Below are 23,667 nucleotides of genomic sequence, written 5' to 3' on the forward strand. Positions count from 1 at the left end.
TTGTTGGGGTCATGTCGGCTGGAGTGGCGCCAGGGCACCCCGGATGAAATGCCAGAGCTGCCGCGACAGCTGATCGGCCGGCGGGCGCGGCGAACGGCCGAGGGCTTCGAGCAGGGCCTGGTGCATGCCACCGAGGATCATCGCCGAGACCAGCTCCGGGTCGAGGCTGGCGTTCAGCTGCCCGGCAACCTGGCCCCGGCGGATGTTGTCGGCGCCCTGGCGCACGTTCTCAGTGATGCGCCGGGCCTCCAGCGCGGCCACCTCCGGCTCCCGCGCCAGGCTCACCAGCAGCAGCGGTGCCAGGGGCTCGGCATAGACGAACTGCACTGCGCGGCGCACCCGCTGCTCCTCGCGGCTGCACCAGTCCTCGGCGCCGGGCAGCGGGTCGGCGACCATCACCTCGGCCTGGTAGCGGTCGTGGAAGTCCTCGGCAACCGCGGCCAGCAGCCCGGCGCGGGAGGCGAAGTAGCGGTAGATCAGCCCCACCGAGACGCCGGCCCGCTCCGCCACCCGCCCCACCTCCAGGCCGCCGCCGAGCTCCAGCAATTCGTCGCGGGCGGCGTCCAGCAGGCTGGCACGGGTTCTCTGGGCCTTGGGGGAAAGATCGGTCATGGGGCTCTCGATAAAGCGCTGGACAGGAAAAGTGAATTCAGTTTACTTATTTCTCCCGACACGCCAAGCCCCGATCCAATAAAAAACCACGGAGCGCTTCCATGACCGATTCCACCGTCCACTACGCGGTCGACGGCCGCATCGCCACCCTCACCCTCAACCGCCCCGAGCGGCTCAACGCCATCGACGACCGCCTCCCCGCCGACCTCGAAGCCGCCGTGCTGCGCGCCAATGCCGACGACGCGGTGCACGTGATCGTCCTCACCGGGGCCGGCCGTGGTTTCTGCAGCGGCTACGACCTCAAGTTCTTCGCCGAGAACCCGCGCGGCATCTACGGCAGCCAGGAAATGCCCTGGGACCCGATGGTCGACTACGCGCTGATGAAGAAGAACACCGAGCACTTCATGAGCCTGTTCCGCAGCTACAAGCCGGTGATCGCCAAGGTGCACGGCCCGGCGGTGGCCGGCGGCAGCGACATCGCCCTGTGCTGCGACCTGATCCTGATGGCCGACGAAGCGGTGATCGGCTATCCGCCGGCGCGGGTCTGGGGCTGCCCGACCACCGCCATGTGGGTCTACCGCCTGGGCCCGGAGAAGGCCAAGCGCATGCTCCTCACCGGCGACCTCATCGACGGCCGCGAGGCCCAGCGCCTGGGCCTGGTCTACCAGAGCGTGCCCCTGGCCGAGCTGGACGCAGCGGTGGAAGCGCTCAGCGCGCGTATGCAGGGCATCCCAAGGAACCAGTTGATGATGCAGAAGCTGATGATCAACCAGGCCTTCCACAACATGGGCCTGGAAACCACACAAATGTTCGCCACACTGTTCGACGGCATCACCCGCCACAGCCCGGAAGGCGTGCGCTTCAAGGCGCGTTGCGAGGAAGTCGGGTTCGCCCAGGCGGTGAAGGAGCGCGATTCGGGCCAGCCCATTCCCTGAGCCCCGCCGTCCCACGAGTACAGGAGGTGTTCGATGACGACGCAACAACCGCCGGCCGAGCTTCCCAGCATCCCCGCCCTGCTCGCCTGGCGCGCCCGGCAGACGCCCGACTGGCCCGCCGCCCAGGTGCGGGCAAACGACGCCTGGCGCAGCCTCGACTGGGGCACCGTGGCACAGCGCAGCGAGGCCCTGGCCAGGGCCCTGGTCGCCGCCGGCGTCGAGCCCGGCGACCGCGTGGCGATCTGGTGCCGCACCCGCCTCGAATGGAGCCTGCTGGACTTCGCCGTGCTCATGGCCGGCGCCGTCAGCGTTGGCCTCTACCAGAGCCTCACCCTGGCGCAGGCGACCCAGCAACTGCAACGGGCGGATTGCCGTCTGTTGTTCGTCGAGCGCCTGGAACAGGCCCGTGGCGTCTCGCTGCCGGGCTTGCGCGTGGTGGCCATCGACACCGAGGCGGACGGCGCCGCGACGGGCCTGGACGCCTTCATCGCCGAGGGCGACAGGGTGAGCGCCGAGCAAGTCCGCCAGCGGTGGCAGGCCCTCGACCGCCAGGCCCTGGCCAACCTGGTGTTCACCTCCGGCACCACCGGCGAGCCCAAGGCCGCCATGCTCAGCCACGGCAACCTGCTGGCTGCCATCAGTGCCTACCAACTGCCGCCCCCGCGCTACACCGGGCTCGCCTTCCTGCCCATGGCCCATGTCGGCGAACGGGTGATTGGCCACTACCAGCGCCTCTGGTGTGGCGCCCAGGCCGCCTACGTGCCGGATATCAATGATGTGCCCCGGGCCATCGCCGAGGTGCAGCCGGACTTCTTCGGCAGCGTTCCCAGGCTCTTCGAAAAGCTCCACGCCGCCGTCATGGCCCAGCGTCAGACCCTGGCGCCCGGCAAGCGCCGCGTGCTCGACTGGGCCCTGCGCACCGGTATTCGCCAGCGCGGCGGGCTGCGCCTGCAACTGGCCCGGCGCCTGGTGCTCAACGGCCTGCGCCAGCGCCTGCTCGGCTCGCGCATCCGCGCCCTGGTCAGCGGTGGCGCGCCGCTGGACGCCGAGCTGGTGAACTTCTTCGCCGCCCTCGGCCTGCCCCTGTACGAAGGCTGGGGCATGTCCGAGTCCACCGCCTTTCTCACCAGCAACGAAGGCGGCCCGACCAAGGCCGGCTCGGTGGGCCGGCCCTTGCCCGGCGTGGAAGTGCGCATCGCCGACGACGGCGAGGTGCTGGTGCGCGGCCCCCATGTGTTCCAGGGCTACTTCCAGCAACCGGAGAAGACCGCCGAAACCTTCACCCTCGATGGCTGGCTGCGCAGCGGCGACCTGGGGCGGATCGACGCCACCGGCTACCTCTGGCTGACCGGCCGCAAGAAGGAACTGATCATCACCGCCGGCGGCAAGAACATCGCCCCGACGCCCATCGAGACGCGCCTCAAGCAACACCCGCTGGTGGAACAGGCCCTGGTCCACGGGGACCGGCGCAAGCACCTCAGCGCCCTGCTCGCCCTGGAGCCGCAGAGTCTGGCCATCTGGGCGAAACGCCAGGGCCTGGCGGGCGATGCCGATGCCTGGCTGCAGGCGCCGGCGCTGCTGGCGGAGCTGCAGGGGCACATCGACACCATCAACGCCGAGCTGTCCCAGGTGGAGCGGATCAAGGCCTGGGCCCTGCTGCCGCGCCTGCTCAGCCAGGAGCAGGACGAACTGACGCCAACGCAGAAGCTCAAGCGCCCGGTGGTGGAGCGCAACTTCGCGTTGCTGCTGGATGGGATGTACGAATGAATCGATGGGTTTCGCTGCGCTCTACACCACCCTACGGACAGTCCGTAGGGTGGCGCCGAGCGCAGCGAGGCCCAACGCGCGATGCCTGAGGTGGCATCGCAACGTTGGGCCTCGTACCTCAGCCCGGCCTACACGGCCCTGGGCACTTCCTTGACCCGGAACCAGGCCGCGTAGAGCGCCGGCAGGAACAGCAGGGTCAACGCCGTGGCGACGATCAGGCCGCCCATGATGGCGACGGCCATGGGGCCGAAGAACACACTGCGCGACAGCGGGATCATCGCCAGCACCGCCGCCAGGGCGGTGAGCACGATGGGGCGGAAGCGGCGCACCGTGGCTTCGATGATGGCGTGCCACTTGTCCAGGCCGGCGGCGATGTCCTGCTCGATCTGGTCCACCAGGATCACCGAGTTGCGCATGATCATCCCCGACAGGGCGATGGTGCCGAGCATGGCCACGAAGCCGAAGGGCTGGCGGAACACCAGGAGGAACAGGGTCACCCCGATCAGCCCCAGGGGCGCGGTGAGGAACACCATCGCCGTACGCGAGAAGCTCTTCAGCTGCAGCATCAGCAACGTCAGCACCACGACGATGAACAGCGGCACGCCGGCGTTCACCGACTTCTGCCCACGGGTCGAGTCTTCCACGGTGCCGCCTACATCCAGCAGGTAGCCGCTGGGCAGTTCGGCGCGAATCGGCTCCAGGGTCGGCAGAATCTGCGCCACCAGGCTGGCCGGCAGCGACTTGTCGTAGATGTCGGCGCGCACGGTCACGGTAGGCAGGCGGTTGCGGTGCCAGATGATGCCTTCCTCGAAACCGTATTCCAGGGTGGCGATCTGCGACAGGGGCACGCTCTTGCCACTGTCGGTGGGCACCGCCAGGCTCGGCAGCAGGGCCAGCTCCTGGCGCTCACGCGGGGTGCCGCGCAGGAGGATGTCGATCAACTCGTTGTCCTCGCGGAACTGGCTGACCGTGGAGCCGGTGAGCGAGCTCTGCAGGAAGCGCGACAGGTCGGCGGTGCTCACGCCCAGGGCGCGGGCGCGGTCCTGGTCGATGTTCAGGCGCACCACCTTGCTCGGCTCTTCCCAGTCCAGGTGCACGTTCACTACGTGGGGGTTCTCGCGCACCTTGTCGGCCACCTTGCGGGCGTAGGCGCGGACTTCGTCGATGTGCTCGCCGGAGACGCGGAACTGCACCGGGTAACCCACGGGCGGGCCGTTCTCAAGGCGCGAGACGCGGGTGCGCAGGCTGGGGAACTCGTCGTTGAGCGTCTGGATCAGCCAGCTGCGCAAGGCCTCGCGGTCCTCGATGGTCTTCGCCAGCACCACGAACTGGGCGAAGCTCGCCGCCGGCAGCTGCTGGTCCAGCGGCAGGTAGAAGCGCGGCGAACCGGTGCCCACGTAGGCCACGTAGTTATCCACACCCGAGTGCTCCTTGATCATCTTCTCCAGGCGCGTCACTTCGGCTTCGGTGTTGCTCAGCGAGGAGCCTTCGCCCAGCTTCAGGTCGACCATCAGCTCCAGGCGCCCGGAGGCCGGGAAGAACTGCTGGGGCACGAAGCGGAACATCGCGATGGCGGCGACGAAGGCCACCAGGGTCAGCACGATCACCGTCTTGCGCCGACGCACGCACCACTCCACCACGCGCCGCACGCGCTGGTAGAAGGGCGTCGCGTAGGGGTCGTGGGCGCCGCTGCCGCCATGCTTCTCGGCGTGGCGCTTGGCCAGGTCCGGCAGCAGGCGGTCACCCAGGTAGGGCACGAAGACCACGGCGGCGATCCAGGACACCAGCAGGGCGATGGTCACCACCTGGAAGATCGAACGGGTGTATTCGCCGGTGCCCGATTGCGCGGTGGCGATGGGCAGGAAGCCGGCGGCGGTGATCAGGGTGCCGGTGAGCATGGGGAAGGCCGTGCTGGTCCAGGCATAGCTGGCCGCCTTGAGCCGGTCGTAGCCCTGCTCCATCTTGATGGCCATCATCTCCACCGCGATGATCGCGTCGTCAACCAGCAAGCCCAGCGCCAGCACCAGCGCGCCGAGGGAAATCTTGTGCAGGCCGATGCCCAGGTAGTACATGGCGGCGAAGGTCATCGCCAGTACCAGGGGGATCGACAGCGCCACCACCAGGCCGGTGCGCAGGCCCAGGGAGAAGAAGCTCACCAGCAGCACGATGATCAGCGCCTCGGTGAGCACGCGGACGAATTCGCCCACGCCGGTCTTCACCGCCGCTGGCTGGTCGGAGACCTTGCGCAGCTGCATGCCGGCCGGGAGGGTTTCCTGCAGGCGGGCGAACTCGCCTTCCAGGGCCTGGCCGAGGATGAGGATGTCACCGCCCGCCTTCATCGAGACCGCGAGGCCGATGGCGTTTTCGCCCATGAAGCGCATGCGCGGCGCGGGTGGGTCGTTGAAGCCACGGTGCACGTCGGCGACATCGCCGATGCGGAAGGTGCGGTCACCCACGCGGATGGGGAAGTCGCGAATCTCCTTCACCGAGTCGAAGCGCCCGCTGACGCGCAACTGTACGCGGTCGCTGGCCGTCTCGAAGAAGCCGGCGGCGGCCACGGCGTTCTGCTCTTCCAGCGCCTGCTGCACGGCGGCCAGCGGCAGGCCCAGGGTAGCGGCCTTGGTGTTGGAGAGCTCGATCCAGATCTTCTCGTCCTGCAGGCCGAGCAGCTCGACCTTGCCCACGTCCTTGACCCGCTGCAGTTGCAGCTGGATACGGTCGGCGTAGTCCTTGAGCACGGCGTAGTCGAAGCCCTCGCCGGTCAGCGCATAGATGTTGCCGAAGGTGGTACCGAATTCGTCGTTGAAGAACGGCCCCTGGATGCCCTGGGGCAAGGTGTGGCGAATGTCGCTGACCTTCTTGCGCACCTGGTACCAGAGCTCGGGGATCTCGTTGGAATGCATCGAGTCCCGCGCGAGGAAGGTCACCTGGGATTCGCCGGGGCGGGAGAAGGAAATGATCTTGTCGTACTCGCCGGTCTCCATGAGCTTCTTTTCGATGCGCTCGGTGACCTGGCGGGAAACTTCCTCGGCGCTGGCGCCGGGCCAGTTGGTGCGGATCACCATGGCCTTGAAGGTGAAGGGCGGGTCTTCGCTCTGCCCCAGCTTGGTGTAGGAGATCGCACCGACTATGCCCAGCAGCAGCATGATGTAGAGGACGATCTGACGGTTCTTCAGCGCCCAGGCGGAAAGGTTGAAGTTCACTCTGCCCTACTCCTTGGCGATCAGCTTCACCGCGCGGTTGGCGCGGTCCACGGGGCGGACTTCCTGGCCTTCACGCAGCACCTGGACACCGGCGGCGACCACCCAGTCCTCGGGCTTCAGGCCTTCGAGCACGGGTACGCGGTCTTCACCGTAGGGGCCGACGCGCACGGGGCGGCGTTCGATCTTCGAGCTGTCCGGGTTAACCACCCAGACGTACGGCGCACCGGCTTCGGCGGTGAGCGCCGAGAGCGGTACCGACAGCGGCACCTCGCCGTTGGCCTGGATGTAGACGCGGGCGCTCTGGCCCAGCTCGGCGGGCACCTCGCCGGCGGTGAAGGCGATGCGCGCGGCGAAGGTGCGCGACTGCTGGTCGGCGGCCGGCGAGAGCTCGCGGATGCGCCCGGGGAAACGCTTGTCGGGCTGCGACCAGAGTTCAACGGCCACTTCCTGGCCGATCTTGAAGCGGTCGATGGCGTGCTCCGGCAGGCTGATCAGCACTTCGCGCTCGCCGTCGGCAGCCAGGGTGAACACGGTCTGCCCGGCGGCCACCACCTGGCCCACTTCCGCGCGGCGGGTGGCGATCACGCCGTTCTGCGAGGCGCGCAGCACGGCATAGCCGGCCTGGTTGCTGGCCACGTTGTACTCGGCCTGGATCTGTTTCAGCCGCGCCTCGCCGGAGCGGTACTGGTTTTCGACGTTGTCGAACTGCGAGGGGCTGATGAGCTTGCGGTCCAGCAGGGTCTTGTAGCGATCACGCTCGGCGCGCACCAGCTTGAGGTTGGCCTCGGCCGCCGTCACCTGGGCGCGGGAGGCTTCCAGTTGCAGGCGCACATCCTGCGGGTCGAGTTCGGCCAGCGGCTGCTCGGCCTTCACCCGGTCCCCCACGTCCACCAGTCGCCGGGTGATCTTGCCGCCGATGCGGAACGCCAGTTCCGGCTCCAGCCTGGCGCGCACTTCGCCCGGATAGGTCACCATCGCGTCGCCGGCGGGCTGTGGCTGCACCACCATGGCCGGACGTATCGATTGCTGGACGGTCTCGCTGTTGCCACAGGCACCGACGAGCAAAGAGAGTGTCAAAGGCAGAGCGAGGGGCAGGACATGGCGGAACATGGTGTATGACCTTTCGCAAAAGTGCTGTTGGAATATTTATACTGCCGAGTATAGTAAAAATAGCAAACTCACCAGTCCAGTATTTAAACGCGAATGTCTGACAAAACTTTACAAGCCAGCGGCCCCGGCCGCCCCAAGGACCCGGCCAAGCGTGCGGCGATCCTCGAGGCGGCCAAGTCGCTGTTCCTCAGCAAGGGTTACGACGGCAGCAGCATGGACGCCATCGCCGCCGAGGCCGGGGTCTCCAAACTCACCGTGTACAGCCACTTCACCGACAAGGAGACGTTGTTCTCCGCCGCAGTGAAGGCCAAGTGCATGGAGCAGTTGCCGGAGCTGCTGTTCGAATTACCCCTCGGTGGGACCATCGAAACTGTGCTACGCAACATCGGCATGGGTTTCCAGGCGCTGATCAACAGCAGCGAGTCCATCGAACTGCACCGTTTGATGGCCACCCTGGGCAACCAGGACCCGAAGCTGTCGAAGCTGTTCTTCGATGCCGGCCCGCAGCAGATCCTCAATGAGATGGAGCGCCTGCTGATCCAGGCGGACAAGGCCGGCAAGCTGCGCATCGACAAGCCGATCAACGCCGCCGAGCACTTCTTCTGCCTGATCAAGGGCGGGCACAACTTCCGCCTGCTGATCGGCTGCGCCACGCCCCTCCAGGGCGAAGAGGCCGAGCAGCATGTGCAGGAAGTGGTGGAGCTGTTCCTCCGCGCCTACCGCGCCGAGGACGTCACCCCCGTCGCACGAACCTGACCCGCGCCCGTTTGGGCCGCAGGGAGAACCAGCCCTGGGGCTCGATCGGCCCCAGCGGCTCGACGTCCCAGTGCTCGACCCACCAGGCCAGGGACACCGCCAGGTCCATCATCGCCATGGCCGTGCCCGGGCAGGCACGGTCCCCCAGCCCGAAGGGGAAGTAGGCGCCCTTGGGCCAGGTCGAAGGCTCGATGAAGCGTTGCGGGCGGAATTCCAGCGGCGCCTCGAACCAGCGCGGGTCGCGCTGGGTGATCCAGCTCGACAGCATGACGATGTCGCCCTTCTTCAGCCCCTGGCCGAACACCTCCACGTCCGCCGTGAGCTGCCGGGGCACCAGGCCATAGGCCGGCGGGTAGATGCGCAGGCTCTCCTGGATCACCGCCCGCAGCAGCGGGCACCGGCGCAGGTCGGCCACGCCCTGTACCCGGCTCCAGTCCACACCCTTGAGTTCGTCCCGCAGCGCCTCGCGCACCTCCGGGTGCTGGGCCAGCAGCAGCTGCGCCCAGGTCAGGGTCGCGCCGGTGGACTGGTGCCCCGCCATCAGCAGCGTGGCCAGTTCGTCGCGCTGCACTGCCAGCGGGCGGGGTGATTCGTCAGCGCAGCGCCCTACCACTTCCTGCAGCTGCGCCAGGGCCCAGCGCTTGCGCGGGCACAGCTTGCTGGGGAACCAGTGCCCCAGGGGAATACCGGTGCTGGTCTCCAGCAGCGCCACCCGCGACAGCAGGCGCACCGCACGGGCCACGCGGAAGGCGTCGTTTTCCAGGTCGATGTCGAAGAGCGCGCGCCCGGTGAGGGTGACGCTGTAGGCGGCCATTTCCAGATCGAGGTCGCGCTCGGCACCGGGCTCGATGCCCTCGCTCCAGCGCTCCGCCAGTTGCAGGATGTCGGCGGCCGAAGGCGCGGCGATATGCGGCCGCATTTCTTTGCGCCGCTCACGGGCGGGTTCACCCTCGCGCATCATGAAACTGCGCCCGTTCCACTGGCGCATCATGCACAGGCTGGGTTCCCAGCGTTTCAGGTGTTCGCGGTGGTCGACCATCAGCTCCTGCACCGCCCGGGGGTGGAACAGGCACCAGAGCCGGCTCAGCCCCATGCGCGTGACCGCCATGTCCGGCTGCTCGGCGTGCACCTTCTGCAACCAGGCCAGCGGGTCGCGCTGCATCGCCAGCCAATGGCGGGCACCGGCGCGGTCGTCACCGACCCAGGGCAGGTGCGCCAGGGTGCGGCGGATGGGGCAGCGGATGGCGTCGTCCATGGAATCCCTTCCCTCGCGGTCAGCCCTTGCTCAGGGCCTTCTTCGGATAGATGTCGTAGCGGCTGGACTTGCCCTCCAGCGCATAGCTGGGCTTGGCGCCCTCGATGATCGGCGCCTTGCGCGGACGCTTCACCACCACGCGGTGGCTGGCCAGCGCCAGGGCCGCGGCGAGCAGGGCCGGCGCATCCAGGTCATCGCCCACCAGCGGGCGGAACAGGCGCATTTCCTTCTTCACCAGGGCGCTCTTGTCGCGGTGGGGGAACATCGGGTCGAGGTAGATCACCTGGGGCGCCTCGCCCTGCCAGCCCTGCATCAGCTCGATGGCATTGCCGGTGTGCAGGCGCATGCGCGTGGCGATGGCAGCCACCTCGCCGTCACCCGCAGCGCGGGCCAGGCCGTCTTCCAACAGCGCTGCCACCAGGGGCTGGCGTTCGATCAGGTCCATCTCGCAACCCAGGCTGGCGAGCACGAAGGCGTCGCGGCCCAGGCCGGCAGTGGCGTCCAGCACCTGCGGGCGGATGCCCGGCTGCACGCCCACCGCCTTGGCGATCATCTGCCCGGCGCCACCGCCGAACTGGCGTCGATGGGCGGCCGCGCCCTCGACGAAGTCGACCCGCACCGGGCCCGGTGCCTGGGGCGACAGGTCCACCAGCTGCAGGCCGTCGTCACCCAGTTGCAGGGCGAAGTCCGCCTCGCCGCCCAGGGGCAGCCCAAGCCTGGCCGCCCATTGGGCCGCACCTGCCTGGTGCTGCGGCGCCAGTGCATCGACGCGCACCCGGGCCTGTTCCCGCTCATCGCTCATTGATCGAATCCGTTATTCCAAGATGCCCGGCATTTTGCCAGAGCCACGAGCCAGGCGCCCGTGCGCGGCACTCAGCGGCACAGGCGGAACAGGCCCATGTCGACATGGAAGTGGTCGTGGTGGGCGGCGTTGTACTCCGGCCCCAGGGTGGTGTTGAAGTGCTCGCAGGCGGCATCGCGCACCCGGCGCAGGAAACGCGCCTCGGTGTCATCGCCCGCCCAGTCGCGGGCCACGCTGATGCGCCGTCCATCGGCCAGGCGGAAGCCGGCGATGTCCAGCGCGTTGGCCGAGGCGTGCTGGCTGCGACGCTGGGTGCCGCCGATATTGCGGCAGGCGAAGCTGCCCAGGTGGTCGATGCGCGCCACCGGCTGGCCATAGAGCTCACGGGCGATGGGTTGCAGCCCGTGACGTTCGAACAGGGCGAAGGCCACGGCCACCTCGCAGGTGGCGATGAAACTGCTGCTGAAGGCCAGCCCCGAGCCACTGATGCGCACGCTGTTCTCGATGGGGCAACCGGCTGCCGGCGCGCTGTCCGGCAGCGTCGCGTATTTCAGGCTGGAGGTTTGCAGCGCCAGGCGGCACAGCGCCGGGTCGGCCTGCAGGCGCATCAGCTTGAAGGGGGTCAGCAGGTTGGGCTCATCGCGCACATCCAGCGGCGCCCAGGGGTCCCAGCGCGGCGGCAGCTGCACCCACTTCTGGTACACCGCCAGGGGTGCGCCGAGCACCAGCAGCAGGATCAGCAGCGGAATCAGCCGGCGCACGCGCACCCGTTCAGCCCTTGAACAGGTCGTTGATACGGTCGAAGGGCATCGCCCGCTGGGTGGCCGTGAGGTCGCCGCAGAGCAGGTCCTCCGCCGCGCGGAAGAAGGCGCCGTAGGCCACCCGCGCCAGGTTGGAGCCCAGGCTGACGCGCTTGACGCCGAGCTCGGCCAACTCCGCCAGGCCCACCTTCAACGCCGGCGAGCCCACCAGAATGTTGACCGGCTTGGGCGACACCGCCCGTACCACTTCGATGATCTGCTCGCGGGTGGTCAGCCCCGGCGCATAGAGCACATCGGCGCCGGCCTCGGCATAGGCCACCAGGCGGCGAATGGTGTCATCGAGGTCAGGGCGGCCATGGAGGAAGTTCTCCGCACGGGCGGCGAAGGTGAAGGGGAACGGCAGGCTGCGCGCGGCTTCCACCGCAGCACGGACACGCTCGACGGCCAGCTCGAAGGGGTAGATGGGCGCGTCGGCACGGCCGCTGGCGTCCTCGATCGAGCCACCCACCAGGCCGACCTCGGCGGCGAGGCGGATGGTTTCGGCGCAGGCTTCGGGGCTGTCGCCGTAGCCGTTCTCCAGGTCGGCGGCCACCGGCAGGGGCGTGGCCTCGACTATGGCGCGGGCGTTGACCAATGCCTCTTCACGGCTCACCGCGCCTTCGGCGTCACGGCGGCCCAGGGAGAAGGCCAACCCGGCACTGGTGGTGGCCAGGGCACGGCAGCCCAGGGCGGCGAGCATCTTCGCCGACCCGGCATCCCATGGGTTCGGCAGTACGAGAAGTCCGGCGTCCTGGTGCAGGGCGCGGAAGGTTTCGGCACGTTGGGCCTGGCTCGGCATGGCATCTCTCCCGGGTTGCAAAGGCCCGACCTTAACCCGCGCCTTGGGGAAAGCGACAGCCTCAGAGCAGGTCGAGTTGTGTCGATTCCTGCTGCGCGGCGCTTTCGGCCAATGCCGGCAGGCCCGGCAGGCGGGTCATCAAGCCGGCATGGAAGCGCTGTGCCTGGGCGGCCGCCAAGTGGTTGTCCGGGGTGTGCAGGAACACATGGGGCACCAGGCCTTCACCGATCCAGTCGGCCACCTTGTCCAGCCAGGGGTCGAGGTAGCGCTGGTTGGCGTCCAGGTCCGGGCCACCGATGAAGCGCACCTGGGGCGCAGCACTGAAGGCGGTCGGCCTGACCGGCACGCGCGGCTTCTTGGATTGCGCGTGGAGCACCGCCGGGTCGTCGGAGTCGCAGGCGAACAGGGCTCGCGAATCCAGGCAGATGCGCTCTACGCCGCGCTCGTGGAGCAGGCGGTTGAGGGCCTTCTCCTCCTCGCCCCGGGCGAAGAACGCGGCGTTGCGCACCTCCACGGCGATAGCGCGGTGGGAGAAGGTGTCCAGCCAGTCCGCCAGCTCGCCCAGGCGCTGCGGCCCGAAGCTCGCCGACAGTTGCAGCCACAGCGGCGCCACCCGTGCACCCAGGGGCTCGAGCAGACGCAGGAACTCCTGGGTGGCGCCGATGCGGTCGCGCAGGTCACCCTCGTGGCTGATGTCCCGGGGCAGCTTGGCGCAGAAGCGGAAATGCTCGGGCATGCGCTCGGCCCACAGCTGCAGCGTGGCGGCGGAGGGGCGGGCGTAGAAGGTGGTGTTGCCCTCCACGGCGTTGAACACGCGGGCGTAGTGCTCGAGGGTTTCAGCGGGGCGGGTATCGGCGGGGTAGAAGCTGCCGCGCCAGGCGGGCTCGTTCCAGGACGGGCAGCCGAGGAAGTACGGCAGCATCAGGCGTAGAGGTCGAGCCCGAGGACTTCCGGCGCGTCGGTCTCCGACGCGAAGCTGGCGGTGGTGGCGTAGCTGGCAATGGCCTGGTTGGCGCGATTGCTCAGGTTGCGCGGCTGCACGATGTCCTGGGGGCGGGCCGGCAGGCTGTTGCTGCTGGCATTGCTGGCCTCGACCTTGCGCGGCTGGGCGGCCTGCTCGAAGCCCTGGGTGCTGGCCGGGGTGGCCGGCACGTCACGACGGCTTTCGACCTCGCGCTGCACCTCGCGGAAAGCGGTATTCGCGCTGCCCTGGCGGGGGCTGCGATCCAGCGAGATGGATGAAGTGAAACCGTCGATGCGCATCAATGGAGGTCAGGCTGTCAAAGGGGTTGGCGAATGGGGTGGAATCTAGCCGGACATCCGGGGATTTTCAATCATCCCTGACGCCCGGCATTGCCGGTGGTCAGCTCGCTCAGCGCGGCGCCTTGGGCGTGGCGACGTTGTCGCGCAGGTAAACCGGTTGGGCCTCGTCGGCCACCACCGCCTCGCCGCGGCCCCAGGCGAAGGTGGCCAGGGTCAGCAGGTCCTGCGCGTGGGGCAGCAGGTCGGGCGCCTGGCCGCTCACCGCCACCGGGATGCGCGAAGCGAAGGTGCCCCAGCCAGTGCCGGCGCCGAACCACTCGCCCAGGCCGTCACGGGGCAGCTCTGCACGCTCGGGCGGCAGCACCGCTTCGCTGCCGGCAAGGCGCATCTCGCCGGCCTCCAGGCGGTAGCAACCCCAGTAGACCTCGTCCATGCGCGCATCGATGGCCGCGGCCACCTGGCTCACGCCCTGTTCGCGGTGGGCACGCTGGGCCAGCACCGCGAGGTTGGACACCGGCAGCACCGGGCGGTCGAGGGCGAAGGCCAGGCCCTGGACCACGCCCACGGCGATGCGCACGCCGGTGAAGGCACCCGGGCCACGACCGAAGGCGATGGCGTCGAGCGCGGGCAGGCCGACGCCGGCCTCGGCCAGCAGGGCCTGGATCATCGGCAGCAGGCGCTGGGCGTGCTGGCGCGGGATCACCTCGTAGTGACTGAGCACGCGGCCGTCATGCAGCAGGGCGACGGAACAGGCTTCGGTGGCGGTATCCAGGGCCAGCAGGGTGGTCATCGGTGCATCCAGATGGGTCGAAAAAGGCGCGCATTATAAACGCCAACGGCCCGCAAGCGGGCCGTTGGTCGAATCGATCAGCGATCGATCAGGAAAGCGCGGCGAACACCTTGCCGGTGATCTCTTCCACCGAGCCGACGCCGGCGATGGCGCTGTACTTCGGGGTGCCTTCGGCCGCGGACAGCTTCTGGTAGAAGTCCACCAGCGGCTTGGTCTGCGAGTGGTACACGGACAGGCGATGACGCACGGTGGCTTCCTTGTCGTCGTCGCGCTGGATCAGGTCTTCACCGGTTTCGTCGTCTTTGCCAGCGACCTTCGGCGGGTTGTGCTCGGTGTGGTACACGCGACCCGAAGCCGGGTGCACGCGGCGACCGGCGATGCGGCCGACGATCTCTTCGTCGTCCACGGCGATCTCGACCACGTGGTCGATGGTCACGCCAGCGTCCTTCAGGGCTTCGGCCTGGGGAATGGTGCGCGGGAAGCCATCGAAGAGGAAGCCGTTGGCGCAATCGGGCTGGGCAATGCGTTCCTTGACCAGGTTGATGATCAGGTCATCGGAAACCAGGCCGCCGGCATCCATCACGCTCTTGGCCTTCAGGCCGAGCTCGGTGCCCGCCTTGACCGCTGCGCGCAGCATGTCGCCGGTGGAGATTTGCGGAATAGCGAACTTCTTGGTGATGAAACCAGCCTGGGTACCTTTTCCGGCACCGGGCGCCCCCAGCAGAATCACGCGCATCGATGTGCTCCTCAAGATTGTTTTGAAGTCTCGGATTCGCCTCTTGGGGCCAATCTCAGTATCGGGTTTCGGCGTCGTTGAGCGGCCAAAAGGTTGATCAAGATACACAGCACCCCTATGCCGCACAAGCCACCGAAAGTCGGATAAGAAGCCCCTTCAACCGGTGTTCCGCAGGCCTGCCGCAATGCCCGCCACGCTCACCAGCAACGCCTGTTCCAGGGGGCCTTCGGCGCTGTTCTCGGCGCGCCTGGAACGGGCCAGAAGCTCCGTCTGGAGCAGGTGCAGCGGGTCGAGGTAGGTGTTGCGCACACTGATGGCCTCGCGGGTCTCGGGACTGGACGCCAGAAGCTCGGACTGCCCGGTCACCCCTAGTACGGTCGTACAGGCCTGCGACAATAGGTCGCGTAGATGCGCACCCAGCGGCAACAGCTGCTTTTCCACCAGTCGCGAGTCATAGAGTTCGGCGATGTTGCCGTCGGCCTTGGCCAGGACCATCTCCAGCATATCGATGCGGGTGGCGAAGAATGGCCAGCGCTCGCGCATCTCCCGCAACAGCGCCAGCTCGCCCCGCTCCACCGCGCTCTGCAGCGCCCGCTCCCAGCCCAGCCAGGCCGGCAGCATCAGGCGGGTCTGGGTCCAGGCGAATATCCAGGGGATCGCCCGCAGGCTTTCCACGCCACCGGCGCGACGCTTGGCTGGGCGGCTGCCCAGGGGCAGGCGGCCCAGCTCCTGCTCCGGCGTGGCCTGGCGGAAGTACTCGACGAACTGCTCGTGCTCGCGCACCACCGCCCGGTAGCCGGCCACGCCTTCGGCGGCGAGGCGGTCCATTTCGGTGCGCCAGGCAGGCTCAGGTTGCGGGGGCGGCAACAGGGTCGCCTCCAGCACCGCCGCCAGGTAAAGGTCGAGGTTCTGCACGGCGACGTCCGGCAGGCCGAACTTGAAGCGAATCATCTCGCCCTGCTCGGTGGTGCGGAAACGCCCCGCCACAGAACCCGGCGGTTGCGACAGGATCGCCGCGTGGGCCGGGCCACCGCCACGTCCCACGGTGCCGCCGCGGCCATGGAACAGCAGCAGCTCGACCTGATGCTGGCGGCAGGTTTCCACCAGCGCTTCCTGGGCGCGGTACTGGGCCCAAGCGGCGGCCGTGGTGCCGGCGTCCTTGGCCGAGTCGGAGTAGCCGATCATCACTTCCTGCGGGCCGTGCAGGCGCGAGCGGTAGCCGGGCAGGCCCAGCAGCCGGTCGATGGCCGGGGCGGCGTTGTCCAGGTCGGCGAGGGTCTCGAACAGCGGCACCACGCGGATCGGCCGCTGCAGCCCGGCTTCCTTGAGCAGCAGTTGCACGGCCAGCACATCGGAAGGCGCGCCGGCCATGGAGATGACATAGGAGCCCAGGGAGGCCGCCGGTGCCGAGGCCACCACGCGGCAGGTGGCGAGCACCTCGGCGGTTTCGGCGGACGGCTTGTGATGGGGCGGCAGCAGCGGGCGGCGGTTGTCCAGTTCGCGCTGGAGGAAGGCCAGGCGCGCGTCCTCGTCCCAGGCCGCGTAGTCGCCGAGCCCCAGGTAGTCGGTGATTTCTGCCAGGGCGGCGCGATGACGGGCAGAGTCCTGGCGCACGTCCAGGCGCACCAGGAACAGGCCGAAGCAAGCCGCGCGGCGCAGGCAGTCGAGCAACGCGCCATCGGCGATCACGCCCATGCCGCAGGCGTGCAGGGAGTGGTAGCAGAGTTCCAGGGGCTCCAGCAGTTGCTGGTTGTCCTGCAGCACCTCGGGGCCGGCCGCCACCTCGCCATCCAGCGCCGCCTGGGCCCAGGCGCGGGTGGCGCGCAGGCGTTCGCGCAATTGCTTGAGCAGCGCCCGGTAGGGCTCGGGGTGCACGCCCACGCGTACGCGCAACTCATCGCTGGCCTGGTGCATGGACAGCTCGGCGGCCAGGTGGTCGACATCACGCAGGTAGAGGTCGGCGGCCATCCAGCGCGCCAGCAGCAGCACTTCGCGGCTCACGGCAGCGGTGACATTGGGGTTGCCGTCGCGGTCACCGCCCATCCACGAGGCGAAGCGCACCGGCGCGGCGGTCAGGGGCAAGTGCAGGCCGGTGGCGGCATGCAGGGTGCGGTCGGTCTGGCGGATGAATTCCGGCAACGCGTGCCAGAGGGAATGCTCGATCACCGCGAAACCCCATTTGGCCTCGTCCACCGGCGTCGGCCGGCTGCGGCGGATCTCGTCGGTGAACCAGGCCTCGGCGATCAGCCGCTCCAGGGCGGTGTGCACCTTGGCGCGCTCGTCGGCGCTGAGGTCGCTGTGGTCCTGGGCCGCCAGTTGAGCGGCCATGGCGTCGTACTTCTGGATCAGCGTCCGCCGCGCCACCTCGGTGGGGTGGGCGGTCAGCACCAGCTCGATATCCAGCCGCGCCACCTGGCGTGCCAGCTGGTCCGGCGAATGCCCGGCAGCGCCCAGGCGCTGCAGCAGCTCCGGCAGCACGCGCTTCTCGAAGAGCTCCGGCTCCTGTGGCCCGCGCCGGCGGATGCGGTGGTACTGCTCGGCGATATTGGCCAGGTTGAGGAACTGGTTGAAGGCCCGGGCCACCGGCAGCAACTCATCGGCAGTGAGATCGTCGAGGGCCTCGTTGAGCTGCTGCTCGCCCTGCCGCGAGCCCTTGCGGGCCGCCTTGGCGCCCTTGCGGATGCGCTCGATCTTTTCCAGGAAGGCCTCGCCCTGATGGGCGCGGATGGTATTGCCCAGCAATTCGCCGAGCAGGTGAACGTCTTCGCGCAAGCGTGCGTCGATTTCCGCCATGACAGGCTCCCCAGAGAGATGTCGAGCCCCCAGAGTGCCGAGGGCGCCATCGACTTACAAGGGTGCGACACCATGCCGCTGCATCGTCCCCGGCGAGCTAGGCTGAAGACAGGCGGGCCCCAGAAGCGCCCGCCGGCCGACGGCACCGCGCCGCCGACCTCCAGCAGATGCCCGCCACGAGCGGGCCTGGCACGAGGTGACCATGAAGATCCGCGAACTGATCCGCCATTGGGAAGAAAACGCCAAGGGTCGCCTGACCCGCAGCCAGTACAGCATCCACCTGGATGTGGAATCCGCGGCACGACTCGCCGCCCTCAACGAGATGTACCCCAAGCGCAGCCTGGAGGAGTTGCTCGGCGAACTGCTCGGCGCCGCCCTCGAGGAGCTCGAAGCCAGCCTGCCCTACGTCAAGGGCAGCAAGGTGGTGGCCACCGACGAGCAGGGTGACCCGCTCTTCGAGGACATCGGACCCACGCCACGCTTCCTCGCCCTTTCCCGCAAGCACCTGCGCCAGTTCGACCAGCAGCACGACAGCACCGAGCACTGATCGCCCCCCTGCCCGGCCCCGCCCTGGGGCCGGCGCTGCCCGCCTATCTCGCCTACCTCCCCCTCGTTGCACGCCATGACATGAAGGGCTCGGCCCATCGCCCGCAGCCCTTGTGCGGCGGGCTTTCCAGGGTATTTACGTAAATTTTATTGAACATTTCCAGAATTGCCCCTGTCACAAAAAGCACGCCAGCGCATCAACCATTAGTCGGTGATTTTTGGCGGAAAATCGTCGATCTAGCGGCCCTAAGCATGCATCTGGCAGGCAAGTTGCCATGAGATCTGAAATGGCGAGGTAATTCCAATGGAGCTGAACATCATGAAGACAAGCCCTGCTGTAACGATTCGCAGAACAGTCCTGGCCGCCCTGGTCGCCGGCAGTAGCGCCCTGCTCGTCGGCTGCGCCGGAAATCCGCCCACCGAACAGTTCGCCGTGACCAATACCGTGGTCAAGAGCGCCGTCAGCGCCGGCGGCCCGCAGTACGCCCCGGTGGAAATGAAGAACGCCCAGGACAAGCTGGCCCAGGCCGAGAACCTGCTGCGTGAAGAGCGTTACGACGAAGCCCGCCGCATCGCCGAACAGGCCGAATGGGACGCCCGCGTCGCCGAGCGCAAGGCCCTGGCCACTAAGGCCCAGAAAACCCTGGACGACGCCCAGAAAGGCGTCCAGCAGATTCGCGAGGAAGGCTCGCGCCAGCCGATCATCGTGCAGTGATCCGCGCCGCCCTCTTTCCGCATCGATAAGGATGATCCGTCATGAATAAGCTGATCACAGTTTCCGCTCTCTCCGTACTCAGCCTGGCGCTGGTGGCCTGCGCCTCCAAGCCCAACCCTAACCTGGACCAGGCACGCAGCAACTACTCCGAGCTGCAGGCCGAGCCCCAGGCCAACACCCTGGCGGCCCTGGAAACCAAGGAAGCCGGCGACATGCTGAGCCGCGCCGAACAGGCCTACGCCGACAAGCAGGACCAGGTGCAGGTCGACCAGCTCGCCTACATCACCAACCAGCGCGTCGAGCTGGCCCGCCAGACCATCAAGCAGAAGGCCGCCGAAGAGGCCCTGGCCAACGCGCCGGCCCAGCGCACCCAGGCCCAGCTGGATGCGCGCAACCAGCAGGTGGATGTACTGGTCAACCAGCTCAAGGCCAAGCAGACCGACCGTGGCCAGGTGGTGACCCTGGGTGACGTGCTGTTCGAAGTGGACCGCGCCGAGCTCAACCCCAACGGCATGAGCAACGTCCAGCAACTGGGCAACTTCCTGGTGCAGAACCCGGATCGCCAGGTGGTGGTGGAAGGCTTCACCGATAACACCGGCACCGTCGACCACAACCTGCGCCTGTCCCAGGCCCGTGCCGACTCCGTGCGCCGCGCCCTGGTGGCCATGGGCGTGAGCCCCACGCGCATCACCACCCACGGCTTCGGCAAGGACTACCCGGTGGCCAGCAATGCCTCCGCGTCCTCGCGCACGCTGAACCGTCGTGTGGAAGTGACCATCGCCAACGGTCCCGGCCCGGTCGCCCCGCGCGCTGCGCTTTGATCCTTCGGTAATGAAAAAGCCCGCCTCCCCGGCGGGCTTTTTTGTGCGCGGCTTGGCGTCGCGCCGATCGCTGTTTCCGCAAGGCCGGCCGCCCCGCTAGGATGCATGCCATCGCGCCCCGGAGACCAGGGACCATGCCGTCATCCGCCCCCTCACGCCAGCGTCTGGCACTCGCCCTCTGCACCGCCCTGCCCCTTTTGGCGCAGGCCGGGCCTGCGCGCTTCGACGGCTACGAGGCCTTCTACCGGTCCCTGGGTGGCAACCTGTTCGAAGGGGCCGGCAGCGCGCTGTCCCTGGCCTGCACCGGGGCGCAGCAGTGCCTCTGGGTCAACGCCATGGCGGCTGCGGTGAAACGCTACGACTCGGAGCAATGGAGCGCCCCCGGCACATTGGAAGGCGAGCCGCCAGCGGGCATGCCCGAGATCGCCTTCGACGGCCAGCGCCTGGATATCGGCAAGCGCCACTGGAGCCTGGCAGCTGTCACCGACCTCGCCCCGACCGATTGGCAGGCCGGCGCCTCGATCGACCCGGAGGGGCTCTACAGCCTCACCGCCTGGCGCAACGGCGAATCCTTCTGCCTGGAGCTGCCGGCCAAGGGCAGCGGCCGCGCCGATCGCTACACCCAGGTGCTGCTGGTGCAGGGGCAGAGGCTCTACAACCTGCCCCCGCTGTTCGCCTCCTGCGCGGCAGTGCGTGAAGCCCCCCAAGGCAGCGTCCTCTACCCGAGCAATGCCTACCTGGAAGAGACGGTCGATAACGAGCCGGCTGGCCTGCGAGTGGACTACCTGCAACCCGGCAGCAAGACACCGGCGGAACAGCACCGCCTGCGGTTCCCCGATCCGCAGAACCCTTTCATATTCGAAATCCGGTAGCCCCGCAGGCCACCGCACGGACATGACCGCTTTGTAGGGTGGATGACGCTCTTCTCATCCACCAGGCGGAGCCGAGAACGGCACACCGTTGCAGATGAAACGCCGCACCCTCAATGCCGCTTGTGCACCCCCGGCACATGCAGGTGCCCGGCCTCGGCGCAGGAATCGGAAATGACGCTCGGCGGCGCCGGCTGCTCCAGCTCACGGAGAATCCCGCAGGACTCGCTGCTGCCGGCAATCTGGCAATGGGCACGCAGGGCACGCAGCTGCTCCTGCAGGGAACGCAGTTCCGCAATGCGCACCTCCACATGGTGCATGTGCTCGTCGATCAGCCGGTTGGCGGCGGTGCAGTCCGCCTCGGGGCTGTCGCGCAGGCGCAGCAGCTCGCGGATTTCCTGCTGGGTCATGTCCAGGGAACGGCAGTGGCGGATAAAGGCCAGGCGCTCGACGTGGGCCTGGGTGTACTGGCGGTAGTTGCCCTCGCTGCGGGACGGCTCCGGCAGCAGCCCTTCGCGCTCGTAGTAGCGGATGGTCTCCACCGAGCAATCGGTCAGTCGTGCCAGCTCGCCGATCTTCATGGTTCATTCCCCTGCTTGACTCTGTAGTTGCTACAGGGTGTGCAATCAGCACCATTCCCGTCAATGGAGTCCGCGATGAGCCAGGACAACTGCTGCAACCACGATCATTCGAACCCGCGTCCCAGCCCGGCGCGGCACGATCATGGCCATGCGCACGACCATGAGCACGGCCAAGACCATCACCATGACCACGACAGCCATGCCCACGAGCATGCCCAACCCGCCCTGGCGACCGAGGCCATGGACGCGCCCTTGGGCGAGCTGCGCTGGAGCAGCCTGCGCATCGACGCCATGGACTGCCCCACCGAGGAACGCCTGCTGCGGGATGCCCTGGGCAAGGTCGCGGCGGTGGAGGCGCTGGAGTTCAACCTCATGCAGCGCGTGCTCAAGGTGCAGCACCGCTTCACCGAGCTGGCACCGCTGCAGAAGCTGGTGGCCCAGCTGGGCATGCAGGCCGAACCGCTGGACGCCGCCTCGCCCGCCGCCAAGCCCGCCGACAAGCCCTGGTGGCCCTTGGCACTGGCCGGTGTCGCCGCGCTCGCCGCCGAAGCCTGCGAATGGTTCGGCTTTGGGCCCGTGTGGCTGGAAGCCGGCCTGGCGTTGCTGGCCATCGCCACCGCCGGCCTGCCCACCTACCGCAAGGGCTGGATCGCCCTGAAGAACCGCAACCTCAACATCAACGCCCTGATGAGCATCGCCGTGACCGGCGCCCTGCTCATCGGCCAGTGGCCCGAGGCGGCCATGGTCAGCGTGCTCTTCGCCCTCGCCGAGCTGATCGAGGCCAAGTCGCTGGACCGCGCGCGCAACGCCATCCGTGGCCTGCTCGACCTGGCCCCGCAACAGGCCACCGTGCAGGTGGACGGCCAGTGGCGCGAGGTGCCGGCCAGCGAGGTGCGCCCCGATGCCCGGGTGCGCGTGCGCCCCGGCGAGCGCATCGCCCTGGACGGCGAGCTGCTGGTGGGCCGCTCCGGCGTCAACCAGGCGCCCATCACTGGCGAGAGCCTGCCGGTGGACAAGGAGCCGGGCGACCCGCTGTTCGCCGGCACCATCAACGGCGAGGGCGAGCTGGAATACCGCGTCACCCGCGCCGCCAACGACAGCACCCTGGCGCGCATCATCCACGCCGTGGAAGAGGCCCAGGGCACCCGCGCACCGACCCAGCGCTTCGTCGACAGCTTCTCGCGCATCTATACGCCCACGGTGTTCGTCCTCGCCCTGCTCACCGCCGTGCTGCCGCCGCTGCTGATACAGGGCGCCTGGCTCGACTGGGTGTACCGCGCCCTGGTGCTGCTGGTGATCGCCTGCCCCTGCGCCCTGGTGATCTCCACCCCGGTGACCCTGGTCAGCGGCCTGGCCGCCGCCGCGCGCCGTGGCGTGCTGGTCAAGGGCGGCGTGTACCTGGAAATGGGCCGCCAGCTGGCCTGGGTCGCCCTCGACAAGACCGGCACCCTCACCGAAGGCCGCCCGCAGCAGACCGACTATGTGCCCCTGCGCGAGGGCAGCGCCGATGAGGCGCGCGCCCTGGCCGCCAGCCTCGCCGCGCGCTCGGACCACCCGGTGTCCCAGGCCCTGGCCCGCGCCGCCGAGGCCGACGGCATCGCCCTGCACGGCGTCGACGACCTGGCCGCGCTGCCGGGCCGTGGGGTCAAGGGGCTGATCGGCGGGCGCCTCTACCACCTGGGCAACCATCGCCTGGTGGAAGAGCTGGGGCTGTGCTCCAGCACCCTGGAGATGCGCCTGGATGGTCTCGAGCGCGAAGGCAAGACAGCCATCGTCCTGCTCGATGCCGAAGGCCCGATGGCCCTGTTCGCAGTGGCCGACGGCGTGCGCGAAACCAGTCGCGAGGCGGTGACCGAGTTGCATCAGCTCGGGGTGCGCACCCTGATGCTCACCGGCGACAACCCCCACACCGCTGCCGCCATCGCCGCCCAGGTGGGCATCGACGAAGCCCTGGGCAACCTGCTGCCCGAAGACAAGCTGCGGGAAGTGGAACGTCGTCAGCAGGGCGGCCAGCGCATCGGCATGGTCGGCGACGGCATCAACGACGCCCCGGCCCTGGCCCGCGCCGATATCGGCTTCGCCATGGGCGCCGCCGGCACCGACACCGCCATCGAAACCGCCGGCGTGGCGCTGATGGACGACGACCTGCGCAAGCTGCCGCTGTTCATCCGCCTCTCGCGCCGCACCCACGCAGTGCTGGTGCAGAACATCGTCCTGGCCCTGGGCATCAAGGCGCTGTTCCTCGCCCTCACCCTGGCCGGCATGGGCACCCTGTGGATGGCCGTGTTCGCCGACATGGGCGCCAGCCTGCTGGTGGTGTTCAACGGGTTGCGGTTGTTGCGTGGGGCGCGGTGAGCGAATGGCGGCGCTGCGCGCCGCTTGGCGACTCAAGTCGCCCCTACAAAAGCAGCCGGCCCCGCCACACGGGCATGACCGCTGCGAGGTGGAGGTCGCTCTTTACCTCCACCAGGGGGGCGTCAGGACAACTGCGTAGCCCGGGCTTCAGCCCGGGAG

Annotated in this window: 21 protein-coding genes; 8 read left to right on the forward strand and 13 right to left on the reverse strand. The window is 68.4% G+C overall.

The window, feature by feature from the left end:
• Positions 1-9 precede the first annotated feature (9 nt).
• Positions 10-612, reverse strand: coding sequence for a TetR/AcrR family transcriptional regulator (locus PI990_RS25155; RefSeq protein WP_021219470.1), 603 nt, complete (start codon positions 610-612; stop codon positions 10-12).
• Between the two features lie 101 nt (positions 613-713).
• Between PI990_RS25155 and PI990_RS25160 the strand changes: the two genes are divergently transcribed.
• Both PI990_RS25160 and PI990_RS25165 read left to right on the forward strand, forming a co-directional pair.
• The gene (locus PI990_RS25160; protein WP_271658819.1) at positions 714-1,547 is read left to right on the forward strand and encodes a crotonase/enoyl-CoA hydratase family protein; all 834 of its coding nucleotides are present in this window, start codon (positions 714-716) and stop codon (positions 1,545-1,547) included.
• A 33-nt stretch (positions 1,548-1,580) separates the two neighbouring features.
• Complete coding sequence (locus PI990_RS25165) at positions 1,581-3,314, forward strand: AMP-dependent synthetase/ligase (RefSeq protein ID WP_271658820.1); 1,734 nt, start codon at positions 1,581-1,583, stop codon at positions 3,312-3,314.
• A 128-nt stretch (positions 3,315-3,442) separates the two neighbouring features.
• On the opposite strand, the gene PI990_RS25170 is transcribed toward PI990_RS25165, so the two are convergent.
• Entirely contained in the window at positions 3,443-6,517 is a 3,075-nt protein-coding gene (locus tag PI990_RS25170; protein ID WP_271658821.1) for an efflux RND transporter permease subunit, read from the reverse strand.
• A gap of 6 nt (positions 6,518-6,523) precedes the next feature.
• Positions 6,524-7,627: an efflux RND transporter periplasmic adaptor subunit gene (locus PI990_RS25175; protein WP_271658822.1), complete on the reverse strand. Its 1,104-nt coding sequence runs from the start codon at positions 7,625-7,627 to the stop codon at positions 6,524-6,526.
• A gap of 93 nt (positions 7,628-7,720) precedes the next feature.
• On the opposite strand from PI990_RS25175, the gene PI990_RS25180 reads away from it, so the two are divergent.
• The gene (locus tag PI990_RS25180; protein ID WP_271658823.1) at positions 7,721-8,383 is read left to right on the forward strand and encodes a TetR/AcrR family transcriptional regulator; all 663 of its coding nucleotides are present in this window, start codon (positions 7,721-7,723) and stop codon (positions 8,381-8,383) included.
• Here PI990_RS25180 and PI990_RS25185 read toward each other — a convergent pair.
• The 9 genes from PI990_RS25185 to ppc form a co-directional block, all read right to left on the reverse strand.
• Complete coding sequence (locus PI990_RS25185) at positions 8,361-9,638, reverse strand: cytochrome P450 (protein ID WP_271658824.1); 1,278 nt, start codon at positions 9,636-9,638, stop codon at positions 8,361-8,363. The two genes, PI990_RS25180 and PI990_RS25185, sit on opposite strands and share 23 nt — an antisense overlap.
• A gap of 19 nt (positions 9,639-9,657) precedes the next feature.
• Positions 9,658-10,440, reverse strand: a complete 783-nt coding sequence (locus PI990_RS25190) for a class I SAM-dependent methyltransferase (RefSeq protein ID WP_271658825.1) — start codon at positions 10,438-10,440, stop codon at positions 9,658-9,660.
• A gap of 71 nt (positions 10,441-10,511) precedes the next feature.
• Entirely contained in the window at positions 10,512-11,207 is a 696-nt protein-coding gene (locus PI990_RS25195) for an extensin-like domain-containing protein (protein ID WP_271658826.1), read from the reverse strand.
• Positions 11,208-11,211: 4 nt separating this feature from the next.
• Positions 11,212-12,039, reverse strand: coding sequence for an isocitrate lyase/PEP mutase family protein (locus tag PI990_RS25200; protein ID WP_271658827.1), 828 nt, complete (start codon positions 12,037-12,039; stop codon positions 11,212-11,214).
• 61 nt (positions 12,040-12,100) lie between these two features.
• Positions 12,101-12,961 carry a DUF72 domain-containing protein gene (locus PI990_RS25205; RefSeq protein ID WP_271658828.1) on the reverse strand — a complete coding sequence of 287 codons (861 nt, stop codon included), beginning with the start codon at positions 12,959-12,961 and terminating at the stop codon, positions 12,101-12,103.
• Complete coding sequence (locus PI990_RS25210; RefSeq protein ID WP_271658829.1) at positions 12,961-13,302, reverse strand: hypothetical protein; 342 nt, start codon at positions 13,300-13,302, stop codon at positions 12,961-12,963. The genes PI990_RS25205 and PI990_RS25210 overlap by 1 nt, the downstream gene beginning before the upstream one ends.
• 109 nt (positions 13,303-13,411) lie before the next feature.
• Complete coding sequence (gene tsaB / locus PI990_RS25215; RefSeq protein ID WP_271658830.1) at positions 13,412-14,092, reverse strand: tRNA (adenosine(37)-N6)-threonylcarbamoyltransferase complex dimerization subunit type 1 TsaB; 681 nt, start codon at positions 14,090-14,092, stop codon at positions 13,412-13,414.
• An 88-nt stretch (positions 14,093-14,180) separates the two neighbouring features.
• A complete protein-coding gene (adk, locus tag PI990_RS25220) occupies positions 14,181-14,828 on the reverse strand; it encodes an adenylate kinase (RefSeq protein WP_043244036.1) in 648 nt (215 codons plus the stop codon).
• A gap of 156 nt (positions 14,829-14,984) precedes the next feature.
• A complete protein-coding gene (gene ppc, locus PI990_RS25225; protein WP_271658831.1) occupies positions 14,985-17,621 on the reverse strand; it encodes a phosphoenolpyruvate carboxylase in 2,637 nt (878 codons plus the stop codon).
• Between the two features lie 202 nt (positions 17,622-17,823).
• Here ppc and PI990_RS25230 point away from each other — a divergent pair, with 202 nt between their 5' ends.
• The 4 genes from PI990_RS25230 (at position 17,824) to PI990_RS25245 (ending at position 20,575) form a co-directional block, all read left to right on the forward strand.
• Entirely contained in the window at positions 17,824-18,168 is a 345-nt protein-coding gene (locus PI990_RS25230) for a hypothetical protein (protein ID WP_021219485.1), read from the forward strand.
• A gap of 303 nt (positions 18,169-18,471) precedes the next feature.
• A complete protein-coding gene (locus tag PI990_RS25235; RefSeq protein ID WP_442969299.1) occupies positions 18,472-18,882 on the forward strand; it encodes a DUF4398 domain-containing protein in 411 nt (136 codons plus the stop codon).
• A gap of 41 nt (positions 18,883-18,923) precedes the next feature.
• Positions 18,924-19,703: an OmpA family protein gene (locus PI990_RS25240; protein ID WP_271658833.1), complete on the forward strand. Its 780-nt coding sequence runs from the start codon at positions 18,924-18,926 to the stop codon at positions 19,701-19,703.
• 134 nt (positions 19,704-19,837) lie between these two features.
• Positions 19,838-20,575 carry a hypothetical protein gene (locus PI990_RS25245; protein ID WP_271658834.1) on the forward strand — a complete coding sequence of 246 codons (738 nt, stop codon included), beginning with the start codon at positions 19,838-19,840 and terminating at the stop codon, positions 20,573-20,575.
• 110 nt (positions 20,576-20,685) lie between these two features.
• Here PI990_RS25245 and cadR read toward each other — a convergent pair whose 3' ends face one another.
• Complete coding sequence (cadR, locus tag PI990_RS25250; protein ID WP_271658835.1) at positions 20,686-21,153, reverse strand: Cd(II)/Pb(II)-responsive transcriptional regulator; 468 nt, start codon at positions 21,151-21,153, stop codon at positions 20,686-20,688.
• A gap of 75 nt (positions 21,154-21,228) precedes the next feature.
• Between cadR and PI990_RS25255 the strand changes: the two genes are divergently transcribed.
• Positions 21,229-23,508, forward strand: coding sequence for a heavy metal translocating P-type ATPase (locus tag PI990_RS25255; protein WP_442969300.1), 2,280 nt, complete (start codon positions 21,229-21,231; stop codon positions 23,506-23,508).
• The last annotated feature ends 159 nt before the right edge of the window (positions 23,509-23,667 follow it).

The sequence above is a fragment of the Pseudomonas sp. TUM22785 genome (assembly GCF_028198105.1).
Classification (GTDB): domain Bacteria; phylum Pseudomonadota; class Gammaproteobacteria; order Pseudomonadales; family Pseudomonadaceae; genus Metapseudomonas; species Metapseudomonas solani.